This is a genomic window from Micromonospora sp. (assembly GCF_048594385.1).
Taxonomy (GTDB): Bacteria; Actinomycetota; Actinomycetes; order Mycobacteriales; family Micromonosporaceae; genus Micromonospora; species Micromonospora wenchangensis.
Genome location: NZ_JBMDWU010000147.1, coordinates 1 through 10,898, shown reverse-complemented (window position 1 = coordinate 10,898; position 10,898 = coordinate 1). Strand labels below are relative to the sequence as shown.

Here is a 10,898-nt window from a genome sequence, read left to right as displayed (position 1 = left end):
GCTACACCGCCCCCACCCCACACCCCCCCGCCCCGCCGGCCCGCCGCCCGGCGCACCCCGGGGCCCCCCCCCGCGGGCCGCCCCCGGGCCGGGGGCCCCCCCGTCCGTGTGTTCAGAACCGGTCGGCGGCGAGCAGCCCGTCGGCGGTGAAGGCGAGCAGCCAGCCGCCGCCCTTGGCGGTGTCGAAGTCGTCGTCGCGTCCCGCCAGCCGGGCCAACGCGCCCGGGATCACCTTGCCCTGGCTGCACACCCCGACCGGCTGCCCGGTGGCGGCCAGCTCGACCAGCCGGCCGGCGGCGGCCAACGCGCACTCGTCGACCTGCTGGCCCGGCTGCGGCTCGTCGAAGTCGCCGCACACCTCGATCGGCAGGCCCAGCGCGGCGGCCGCCGGCCCGAGGGTCTGCACGCACCGGCGGGGCGAGGCCGACAGCAGCCGTACCGGCTGGACCAGGGCGACCAGCGGGGCCAACGCCTGCGCCTGGGTGACCCCCTCGGCGTCCAACGGGCGGCCGGTGTCCGGCCCCGACCAGGTGGCCCGCCTGCCGGCGTGCGCGTGCCGTACCAGCGCCACCGTGCCGGTGACCCGGGGCAGGGTGGCGAACGCGGCCAGCACCTGCGCGTCGTGCGGGTAGCTCACCCGGGCGACCGCCGCGTCGACGTCGAGCCAGCACACGTCGTCGACCTCGGTGCCCGGCTGGAACCCGCCGGTGCCCACGGCCCGCATCGACCAGTAGTCGACCAGCTTGGGTCGGCCCTCACTGCGGTACCGCACGCTGGGCAGCCGGACCTGCGGCACCGCGCGGACGTCGGACTCCTCGGCCACCTCCCGCACGGCGGCCAGCAACGGATGCTCGCCCCGTTCCAGCTTGCCCTTGGGCAGCGACCAGTCGCCGTAGCGGGGCCGGTGCACCAGGCAGACCTCGATCCCGCCGTCGTCGGTCGGCCGCCATGCCACCCCACCGGCCGCCCGGATGCCGACCGGCTCCTCGTCCACCATCCGATCACCCTACGTCCGGGCGATCCCCCGTACCGGCCGGCCGCCCGGCTCAGCCGTCGGAACCGCCCACCCGGCGCAGCAGCAGCTCCTGCAGGTCGTGCAGCGGCTCTTCGGGGGTGCCGGTCCGCCGGCTCCAGCTGCCATCGGCGGCCAGCTCGAACGCGTCCACGTCCGGGCTCATCGCGGTGGTCATCACCTGGTCCAGCTCGGCGCGGGCGACCGGGTCGCTGACCTGCACCAGCGCCTCCACCCGGCGGTCGAGGTTGCGGTGCATCAGGTCGGCCGACCCCATCCAGAACTCGGCGTCGCCGTTGTTGCCGAACCGGAAGATCCGCGAGTGTTCCAGGAACCGGCCGAGGATCGAGCGGACCCGGATGTTCTCCGACAACCCCGGCACCCCCGGCCGCAACGTGCACATGCCCCGGATCAGCAGGTCCACGTGCACCCCGGCCTGCGACGCCCGGTAGAGCGCGTCGGTGATCTCCTCGTCGACCAGCGAGTTCACCTTGAACTGCACCAGCCCCGGCATGCCCAGCCGGACGTGTGCGATCTCCCGCTCGATCCGCTCCACCAACCCGCTGCGGATGCCCTGCGGGGCCACCAGCAGCCGCCGGTACGCGGTCTGCCGGCTGTAGCCGGTGAGCACGTTGAACAGGTCGGTCAGGTCTGCGCCGATCTCCGGGTCGGCGGTGAGCACGCCGAAGTCCTCGTACAGCCGGGCGGTCTTGGGGTGGTAGTTGCCGGTGCCGATGTGGCAGTACCGGCGGATCTGGTTGCCCTCCTGGCGTACCACCAGGGCGGTCTTGCAGTGCGTCTTGAGCCCGACCAGGCCGTACACGACGTGGCAGCCGGCCCGTTCCAGGGTGCGCGCCCAGCCGATGTTCGCCACCTCGTCGAAGCGCGCCTTCAGCTCCACCAGCACCACCACCTGCTTGCCGGCGGCGGCGGCGTCGACAAGCGCGTCGACGATCGGGGAGTCGCCGCTGGTGCGGTAGAGGGTCTGCTTGATGGCCAGCACGTTCGGGTCGGCGGCGGCCTGCTCGACGAAGCGCTGCACGCTGGTGGCGAACGAGTGGTACGGGTGGTGCACCAGCACGTCGCCGTCGCGCAGGGTGGCGAAGACGCTGCGCGGCACCTCGCCCTCGGCCAGCCGGGGGTGGGTGGCCGGCACGAACGGCTTGTCCTTCAGGTCGGGGCGGTCCGCCTCGCCGTAGAGCTGCCACAGCGCCGACAGGTCCAGCAGGCCGGGCACCCGCAGCACGTCGTGGTCGTCCATGTCCAGCTCGCGGACCAGCAGCTCCAGCATGTGGTCGGAGATGGAGGCGGCGACCTCCAGCCGGACGGGCGGGCCGAACCGCCGCCGGGCCAGCTCCCGTTCGAGGGCCTGGAGCAGGTCCTCGTCGCGGTCCTCGTCGACCTCCACCTCGGCGTTGCGGGTGACCCGGAACAGGTGGCACTCGACCACCTGCATTCCGGAGAAGAGCTGCCCCAGGTGCACCGAGATGAGGTCCTCCACGGGCAGCATCCGCAGCCCCGGCTGGTCCCGGCCCACCCGGACGAAGCGGGGCACGTTGTTGGGCACCTTCACCCGGGCGAACAGCTCCGACCCGCCGTCGGGGTCCCGCACCGCCACCGCCAGGTTCAGCGACCGCCCGGAGATGTACGGGAACGGGTGCGCCGGGTCCACCGCGAGCGGGGTGAGCACCGGGAAGATGTGTTCCCGGAAGTAGGTGCGCAGCCGTTCCCGCTCCGGGTCGTCCAGCTCCGCCCAGCGGATGATCCGGATGTCCTCCCGGGCGAGCTGCGGCAGCAGGTCGTCGACGAAGCAGGCGGCCTGCCGGGCGACCAGCCCGGCGGCGCACTCGGTGATCCGCTCCAGCTGGGTGCGCAGCGGCAGCCGGTCCCCGCCGCGTACCGGCAGGCCGGCGGAGAGCCGGCGCTTGAGCCCGGCCACCCGCACCATGTAGAACTCGTCGAGGTTGCTGGCGAAGATGGCCAGGAACTTGGCCCGTTCCAGCAGCGGCGTGCGCGGGTCCTCGGCCAGGGCCAGCACCCGGCCGTTGAAGTCGAGCCAGGACAGCTCCCGGTTGAGGAACGGGTCCGCCGGCAGCGGCGCGACGGCGGGCGGCCCGTCGCCCGTCGACCCCTCGCCGCCGGCCGGGACGCCGTCGGCGGGGCGGTCGTCGGTGTCGAGCACCTCGTCCAGGCCGGCGGAGGCCCCGGCGGCGCTGGCGCCCGGGGAGTCGGGGGCCGTGGCGGAGACCTCCTCCGGGGCGCGGCGGGTGCGGGAACCGCTGCGACGGCGGGTGCCGTTGCGGGTCGGGTCGGTGGCGGCGGACGGGCTGGTGGGGTGCTCGCGAGGGGTGCTCACCCGCTCATAATCACCCGATTACGGTTAACGCAAAATGAACTTGGGCCGCGTTGTTCAGACCATCGTCGGCAACGTCACCCGGACGACCCCGCCGTCCGGATCGGTGTGCACCGTCAACCGCTGGCCGAGACGGAGCAGCCGCAGCCCGGAGGCGTCGAAGGCGCGGGCCGGAAAGGGCAGCTCGGTGCCGTCGTCGAGCAGCAGCACGCCGGTGCGGCTCTGCGCGTCGAAGGTCGCCACGGTGCCCTGCATGCCAGCACCGTACACCGGCCGGTCGGCGCGGGGCCGCCGGCCGGGGGCTGCCGGGCCGACACCGGTGAGCGCGCCGGTCGCCGGGCCGAGACCGAGCCGGGCCGCGTCGGCCAGGTCGGCGGCGGTGTCCACGTCGCGGCGCAGGCTCGGCCAGGCACCGGGCAGCGGCACCGCCCCGGAGGCCAGGTGCGCCGCCGCCGAGCCGGCCCCGAACCGGGGCGCAAGCGGCACCCCGGGAGGTGTGGTGAGCAGCACGGTCCCGGTACCGGGGGCGTCGGCCACGAACCGGCGTACCCCCGTCGGGCCGGTGCCGACCGCGTGCAGCGCGGCGGCCAGTTCGGCCGGGCGCAGCGCCGGCAGGTCGGCGGTGAGGGCGGCCAGCCAGCTCCGGCCGTCGTCGGCCGCCGCGTGCGCGCCGTGCCGCAGGGCGGCGTTCAACCCGGCGTCCGGGTGGTCCGGCACCACCCGCGCGCCGGCCGCGCCGACCGTCGCGGCCACCCGCGGGTCGGCGGTGACCACCAGCACCTCGGCCACCGCCGGGCAGGCCAGCACCGCGCCGACCGTGTCGGCCACCAGCGCCAGCGCCAGCTCCTCGTGCGGTACGGCCGGCAGCGCCCCCCGCAACCGGCTCTTCGCCGCGTGGAGCCGCTTCACCGGCACCACCGCCACCCACCTCGCCTGGCCCACGTCGACAATCCTGCCAGCGGCGGCGGTGGTACCCGCACTGGCCGTACCCGGGACGAGCAGGCATGATTTCCGCTGCGGGCACGCAACGGTGGGGGTGCGGCACGCGGGTGGGGTGACGAGGAGGCACGGTGGCACGGCGCAGGCTGGGTTTCTGGCGACGGTTCGCCGTGGCGCTGGTCAAGCCCGTGATGCTGGCCTGGACCCGGCGCACCTGGCACGGGATCGAGCAGCTACGCCGCCCCGGGGGCGTCATCATCGTGCCCAACCACATCTCGCACGCCGACCCGCTGGTCTGCGCCCACTTCATCTACGAGGCCGGGCGGTGGCCGCAGTTCCTCGGCAAGGCCAGCGTGTTCCGGGTGCCGGTGGTCGGCTACATCCTGCACCGCTGCCGGCAGATCCCGGTGGAACGGGAGACCGCCACCGCGGTCAAGTCGCTGGACCGGCTGGTCGCCGCGCTGGACGCCGGAGGCGCGGTGGTGATCTATCCGGAGGGCACCATCACCCGGGAGCCGGACCTGTGGCCGATGAGGGGCAAGACCGGGGCGGCCCGGCTGGCCCTGGCCACCGGCGCGCCGGTGGTCCCGGTGGTGATGTGGGGCCCGGAACGGCTCTTCGACCCGCGGACCAGCCGGGTGGGCCTGCGGCCCCGGACCCCGGTGACGGTGCTGGCCGGCCCGCCGGTCGACCTCGGCCGCTGGGCGGGGGCCACCCCCAGCCGGGTGGTGCTGGAGGAGATGACCGACCAGATCATGCTGACCCTGCGGGACCTGCTCGCCGGGGTCCGGGGTGGCACACCGCCGCCGCTGTGGGAACGTCCCGTCCGTCCGCGTACTTCCGAGGGGACCGAATGAGCCAGTGGATCGACCGGTGCGACGCAGGGGCAGGGGTGGCGTGAGCGGGCACGTGGCGGTGCTGGGGGCCGGTTCCTGGGGGACGGCGTTCGCCAAGATCCTCGCCGACGCCGGTCGGGAGGTGACCATCCTCGCCCGGCGGGAGCAGGTCGTCGAGGCGATCCGCACCCACCGGCGTAACCCCGACTACCTGCCGGAGCTGCGGCTGCCCGACCGGGTCACCGCGACCGGCGACGCGGCCAAGGCGATCTCCGGTGCGGAACTGGTGGTGCTGTCGGTGCCGTCGCAGACGCTGCGCGGCAACCTCGCCGAGTGGGCCGGCCACCTCGCCCCGGACGCCACCCTCGTCTCCCTGATGAAGGGGATCGAGCTGGGCACCACCCGGCGGATGAGCGAGGTGATCGTGGAGACCGCCCGGGTCACCCCGGACCGGGTGGTGGTGGTCTCCGGCCCCAACCTGGCCCCCGAGATCGCCGTCGAACAGCCGGCCGCGACGGTGGTCGCCGGCACCGACGCCCGCCGCACCGAGCTGGTACAGCAGTCGATCCGCACCCCGTACTTCCGGCCGTACACCAACGACGACGTGATCGGCTGCGAGCTGGGCGGGGCGGTCAAGAACGTGATCGCGCTGTCGTACGGGATCGCCACCGCGATGGGATTCGGCGACAACACCCGGGCCATGCTGATGACCCGGGGGCTGGCCGAGACCGCCCGGCTGGGGGTGGCGCTCGGCGCCGACCCGATCACCTTCGCCGGTCTGGCCGGGATGGGGGACCTGGTGGCCTCCTGCTCGTCGCCGCTGGCCCGCAACCGCACCTTCGGCGAGCACCTGGGGCGGGGGGAGACGCTGGAGCAGGCGCAGGCGGCCACCCGGCAGACCGCCGAGGGGGTCAAGAGCTGCCTGGCCATCCGGGACTTGGCCCGCGCGCACGGGGTGGAGATGCCGATCACCGAACAGATCGAGCGGATCTGCCACGAGGGGATGGACCCGAGACTCGCGGTGGACACACTGATGAGCCGGACCGCCAAGCCGGAGTCGTACGAGTGAGCGGCCCGCCGACCGGGCCGGGCGACCCGACGACGCACTGGCACGACGGCACCCGGTGCGTGCACGCCGGGCTGCCCGAGCCGGAGCCGGGGCAGCCGTTCCTGCCCGGCCCGGTCTTCGCCGCGCCCTACCACCTCGACCCGTGGCAGGGGCCGGCGGCGACACCGAACGGCTACGGCCGGCCGGACAATCCGACCCGGCGGCTACTGGAGGCGGCCATCGGCGAGCTGGAGGGCGGCGACTGCCGGGTGTTCGCCTCCGGGCAGGCCGCCATCACCGGGCTGCTGCTGGCCGTGCTGCGCCCCGGCGACACCGTGCTGCTGCCCGCCGACGGCTACTTCCCGGTCCGGGCGTTCGCCACCGCCACCCTCGCCGGGATGGGGGTACGGGTCGGCTTCGTGCCCACCGCCGGGCCGTACCCGTCGTTCGACGACGTACGGCTGGTGCTGCTGGAGACCCCGGCGAACCCGGGACTGGACGTGGCCGACATCGCCGCCGTGGCCGACGCGGCGCACGCGGCCGGCGCGCTGGTGGCGGTGGACAACACCACCGCCACCCCGCTGGGGCAGCGCCCGTTGGACCTCGGCGCGGACCTGGTGGTCGCCTCCGGCACCAAGGCGTTGACCGGCCACTCCGATCTGCTGCTCGGCTACGTGGCGGCCCGGTCGGCGGAGCTGCTGGAGACGGGGACCGGGTGGCGCACCACCACCGGCGCGGTGCCCGGGGCGTTCGACGCCTGGCTGGCCCACCGCTCGCTGGCCACCCTGGACCTGCGGCTGGCCCGGCAGTCCGCCAACGCGGCGGCGCTGGTCGAGCTGCTCGCCGGCCGGCCCGACGTGACCGGGCTGCGGTGGCCGGGCCGTCCGGAGGACCCGGCGTACCCGGTGGCGTCGCGGCAGCTGCGCCGGATGCCGGGAGTGCTCTCGTTCGACCTCGGCGACGCCGACCGGGTGGCCCGGTTCGTGGCCGCGTCCCGGCTGGTCGCCGCCGCGACCTCGTTCGGTGGCCTGCACACCAGCGCCGACCGGCGGGCGCAGTGGGGCGACGACACCGCCCCCGGGTTCGTCCGGCTCTCCTGCGGGGTGGAGGACACCGCCGACCTGGTCGCCGACGTGACCGCCGCACTGGACGACGCGGGGGCGGCCGGTCCGCTATCGTGATGCCGGCCCACCCGGGCCCCGACCGGAGGAGGTGAGTCCGATCCACCAGACGTCAGGACCGGCGCTCCCCGTCGAGGCCCGTCGCTGCGGCAACGGAGCTCCGTCGCCGCGGTAGCGACGGTGGGAGCGCCGACGTGCGCTCCCGAAAGGCATCACCATGGCATCCGATCCGTTTCCCCACGACCCCGCCGCCCTCGTCGCCCGGCTGCGCGCCGCCGGCTGCGTCTACGCCGAGGACGAGGCCGCGCTGCTCACCGCCGCCGCCGACTCGCCGCAGGCGCTCACCGCCCTCACCGACCGGCGGATCGCCGGTGAACCGTTGGAACACCTGCTCGGCTGGGCCGAGTTCTGCGGCCGTCGGGTCGCCGTCGACCCGGGGGTGTTCGTCCCCCGGGCCCGGACCGCGCTGCTGGTGGAGGCCGCCGCGTCGGTCGCCGGGCCGGCCCCGGCGCTGGTCGACCTCTGCTGCGGGTCGGGGGCGATCAGCGTGGCGCTCGTCGACCGGCTCGCCCCGCGCTGGCTCGCCGCCGTCGACGTCGACCCGGCCGCCGTGGCCTGCGCCCGCCGCAACCTGGCCGGCCGGGACGTCACCGTCGTGCGGGGCGACCTGTACGACCCGCTGCCGGCGCACTGGCGGGGCCGGCTGGACGTGGTGGTCGCCAATGCTCCCTACGTGCCGACCCCGGCGGTGGCGCTGATGCCGGCGGAGGCCCGGCTGCACGAGGCGGCGGTGGCGTTGGACGGGGGCGTCGACGGGCTGGCCGTGCTGCGTCGGGTCGCCGCCGGTGCGGTCGACTGGCTGCGGCCCGGCGGGCACCTGGTGGTGGAGGTCAGCGCCGGGCAGGCAGAGGCGCTCTGTGCGGCGATGACCGGCCTGGGGCTGCTGCCGAGGGTCCTGCACGCCGACCGGTGGGACGCGACAGGGGTCCTGGCCCGCCGGCCGGAGTGAGCCGCCGAGCCGGCCCCGTGTCGCCGAGCGGGTCCCGTGTCGTCGGGCCGGCCCCGGGCCGCCGGCGCGGGGCCGGTGGTCCCAGCGCGGGGCCGGTCGCCGGCCGGGCGGGTGCCGGGCGGGATTGCCGCACGTGGGGCGTGACGGGCGGTGGGAACGGGAACTAACCTCGCAGCAGGCCCGGTCGGAGGTGGCGGATGGTCAGCGTGGACGTGCCGGTGGTGGTCGGCCTCGACAACGGTGGCACCAGCAACAACGCCACGGTGCTGAGTCTGGACGGCCGGTTCCTGGTCGACGGGCTGGTGGAGACCCCCAGCGAGGTGACCGCCGGCCCGCAGGCGGCTATCGAGGCGCTGGCCGGCGCGTTCGACGGGGTGCTGGCCCACGCCGGGGTGCCCCGGGGGCTGGTCCGGGCGGTCGGGTTGGACACCCCGGGCCCGGCCAGCGCGACGGGCGTCATCTCGTCGCGGGGCTCGACGAACTTCGCCCAGCCGGCCTGGCACGGCTTCGACGTGCGCGGCGCGCTGGAGCGGCGGCTCGGACTGCCGGTGATCTACCACAACGACGGCAACGCCGCCGCGCTCTACGCCCACCACGTCCACTTCGGAGCCGACGCGGCGACCCGGTCGTCGGTGGCGGCGATCGTCGGTACCGGTCTCGGCGGCGCGGTGGTGGTCGACGGCCGGGTGGTCACCGGGGCGGCCGGGATGGCGGGCGAGTTCGGTCACGTGCACATCCCGCTGGTCGGGCTGCTCGCCCCCGACCAGCCCGAACCGCGCTGCGCCTGCGGCTTCACCGGGGACGCGGAGAGCGTCGCCTCGCTGACCGCGATCCGGCGCAACCTGTTGCCGTACTGGCTGTCCCGGTATCCGGGGCACCCGCTGGCGCAGGAGCCGCCCGAGCGGGCCGCCACCCTGTTGCGCGGGTACGCCGAGCGGGGCGACGCGCTGGCCCGGGAGGTCTTCGCCCAGCAGGCGGCGGCGCTCGGCCGGCTGTTCACCATCGCGGCCAACTTCACCGATCCGCACGCGTACTTCGTCGGCGGCGGGGTGGTCGAGGCGGCACCGGAGTTCCGGGACTGGTTCCTCGACGCCGTCCGCGCGCACACCGTGCTGCGGGAGGAGCAGGCCGCGCTGGCGACGTTCGCACTGGTGCCGGACCGGGACATGGCCGGCGCGCGGGGGGTGGCCATCGCCGCCGCCGAGGCGGTCCGCCCCGCCGGGACCCCACCCGCCGCGCCCCCACCCGCCGACGTCCCGGTCGACTGACCCGCCGACGCGCCCGGCCCCGCCCCGTACCCCGTCACGACGGGTGCGGGGCGGGGCCGGGGTGGTCAGCGGCGCGGCGGGGCGGTGGCGAAGGCGGACCAGGCGGTGGGAGGGAAGAGCAGCACCGGGCCGCCCGGGTCCTTGGAGTCGCGGATCGCGACCCGGCCCGGTAGCGACGCCAGCTCGACGCAGGCCCCCTCGTCCCCGCTGTGGCTGCTCTTGCGCCAGGCGGCCCCGGACAGGGCCCCGCCGATCGTGGGTGTCATCGGTCTCCTACCGTCCCTTCATCAGTTGCACGAGTTGGTCGCGGCTGTCGGCCGGGCTGAGCGCGACGGTCCGCAGGTGTTCCATGATCTTGGTGCAGGTACGCAGGTCACCCGGCCGGTCCAGGACCATCTGACCGGCGACGGTCTCCACCGAGGCGATCAGCGGGTCTTCCGGGTCGGCGAACTCCAGGATGTGCAGCGAGCCCCGGGTGCCCCGGTGGTAGCCGGCGGCGAGCGGGATCACCTGGACGGTGACGTTCGGCAGCTCCGAGGTCTTGAGCAGGTGGCTGAGCTGCGCCTGCATCACCGTCCGGTCGCCCACCGGGCGCAGCAGCGCGCCCTCGTCGATGATCGCGTCGAAGATCGGCGGTTCGGCGGCGGTGATCCGCTGTTGCCGGTCCAGCCGGAGCTTGACCCGCTGCTCGACCTGCTCGTCGGTGAGGGTGTGCGGCCCGCCCCGCATCACGCCCCGAATGTAGTCGGCGGTCTGGAGCAGACCCGGGACGATGGACGGTTCGAAGTTGGCGATCGCGGTGGCCTCGGCCTCCAGCGCGATGAAGTCGATGGTGCGTTTGTCGAGCAGGTGTGAGTAGGGCACCCACCAGCCGGGCTTGCGGGTGTCCTTGGCGAGCTGGACCGCCGCGGCGATCTCGTCGGGCCGGACCCCGTAGAGGCTGAGCAGCGCGCGGACGGTGGCCGGGCTGACCAGCGTCTGCGCGTTCTCGTAGCGGCTGAGCGTGCTGCGGGTGCTGTTGATCTCGTCGGCGGCGGCTTCCAGGGTGAGGCCGGCCGCCTCCCGGTGGGCGCGCAGGGCGATGCCGAGGCGGCGAGCACGGGCGGTCTTCGGTGCCATGCATCGATGGTGACACAGGTCTATGGGAAGACGTGCATGAGAGAAGAGGCGATGAGAGTTGCATTCACGCCTGTGCACCTGTCAACCTGTAACGGAGTCCTCACCAACGGTTGTCGTGGCGACGGCGATGGTGAGTGACCGGAGGGGATGAGGCGCGGGGCGCTCGGGTTTAAAACCCCCGTACCGAGCGCCC

General features: G+C 74.9%; 9 protein-coding genes and 1 pseudogene. 5 read left to right on the top strand and 5 right to left on the bottom strand.

Annotated elements, in window-relative coordinates; all coding sequences use genetic code 11:
* Positions 1–112: 112 nt before the first annotated feature.
* The 3 genes and pseudogenes from ACOJTC_RS07400 to cofC all read right to left on the bottom strand — a co-directional run.
* Positions 113–997: an NUDIX hydrolase gene (locus ACOJTC_RS07400; RefSeq protein ID WP_420116276.1), complete on the bottom strand. Its 885-nt coding sequence runs from the start codon at positions 995–997 to the stop codon at positions 113–115.
* Positions 998–1,046: 49 nt separating this feature from the next.
* On the bottom strand, positions 1,047–3,368 hold the full coding sequence (locus ACOJTC_RS07395) for an RNA degradosome polyphosphate kinase (protein ID WP_420116275.1): 2,322 nt from the start codon (positions 3,366–3,368) through the stop codon (positions 1,047–1,049).
* A 288-nt stretch (positions 3,369–3,656) separates the two neighbouring features.
* A pseudogene (cofC, locus tag ACOJTC_RS07390) lies at positions 3,657–4,307 on the bottom strand (2-phospho-L-lactate guanylyltransferase); the annotation flags it as partial.
* Positions 4,308–4,435: 128 nt separating this feature from the next.
* Here cofC and ACOJTC_RS07385 point away from each other — a divergent pair.
* The 5 genes from ACOJTC_RS07385 (at position 4,436) to ACOJTC_RS07365 (ending at position 9,586) form a co-directional block, all read left to right on the top strand.
* Complete coding sequence (locus ACOJTC_RS07385; RefSeq protein ID WP_420116274.1) at positions 4,436–5,161, top strand: lysophospholipid acyltransferase family protein; 726 nt, start codon at positions 4,436–4,438, stop codon at positions 5,159–5,161.
* A gap of 40 nt (positions 5,162–5,201) precedes the next feature.
* On the top strand, positions 5,202–6,209 hold the full coding sequence (locus ACOJTC_RS07380) for an NAD(P)H-dependent glycerol-3-phosphate dehydrogenase (protein ID WP_204923771.1): 1,008 nt from the start codon (positions 5,202–5,204) through the stop codon (positions 6,207–6,209).
* Positions 6,206–7,369, top strand: coding sequence for a cystathionine gamma-lyase (locus ACOJTC_RS07375; protein ID WP_420116273.1), 1,164 nt, complete (start codon positions 6,206–6,208; stop codon positions 7,367–7,369). The genes ACOJTC_RS07380 and ACOJTC_RS07375 overlap by 4 nt, the downstream gene beginning before the upstream one ends.
* A gap of 157 nt (positions 7,370–7,526) precedes the next feature.
* Positions 7,527–8,318, top strand: a complete 792-nt coding sequence (locus tag ACOJTC_RS07370) for a putative protein N(5)-glutamine methyltransferase (protein ID WP_357928681.1) — start codon at positions 7,527–7,529, stop codon at positions 8,316–8,318.
* Positions 8,319–8,515: 197 nt separating this feature from the next.
* Positions 8,516–9,586, top strand: coding sequence for an ROK family protein (locus ACOJTC_RS07365; protein WP_420116272.1), 1,071 nt, complete (start codon positions 8,516–8,518; stop codon positions 9,584–9,586).
* Between the two features lie 65 nt (positions 9,587–9,651).
* Here the strand turns inward: ACOJTC_RS07365 and ACOJTC_RS07360 are convergent, their stop codons facing one another.
* Positions 9,652–9,852 carry a DUF397 domain-containing protein gene (locus tag ACOJTC_RS07360; RefSeq protein ID WP_204923775.1) on the bottom strand — a complete coding sequence of 67 codons (201 nt, stop codon included), beginning with the start codon at positions 9,850–9,852 and terminating at the stop codon, positions 9,652–9,654.
* A gap of 7 nt (positions 9,853–9,859) precedes the next feature.
* Positions 9,860–10,705, bottom strand: a complete 846-nt coding sequence (locus ACOJTC_RS07355; RefSeq protein ID WP_088646065.1) for a helix-turn-helix domain-containing protein — start codon at positions 10,703–10,705, stop codon at positions 9,860–9,862.
* Positions 10,706–10,898: the final 193 nt, after the last annotated feature.

Bases quoted from the DNA above. Each gene is read 5' to 3' on its own strand.
- ACOJTC_RS07400 (WP_420116276.1), bottom strand. From the start codon at position 997: ATGGTGGACGAGGAGCCGGTCGGCATCCGGGCGGCCGGTGGGGTGGCA.
- ACOJTC_RS07370 (WP_357928681.1), top strand. From the start codon at position 7,527: ATGGCATCCGATCCGTTTCCCCACGACCCCGCCGCCCTCGTCGCCCGG.
- ACOJTC_RS07365 (WP_420116272.1), top strand. From the start codon at position 8,516: ATGGTCAGCGTGGACGTGCCGGTGGTGGTCGGCCTCGACAACGGTGGC.
- ACOJTC_RS07360 (WP_204923775.1), bottom strand. From the start codon at position 9,852: ATGACACCCACGATCGGCGGGGCCCTGTCCGGGGCCGCCTGGCGCAAG.
- ACOJTC_RS07355 (WP_088646065.1), bottom strand. From the start codon at position 10,705: ATGGCACCGAAGACCGCCCGTGCTCGCCGCCTCGGCATCGCCCTGCGC.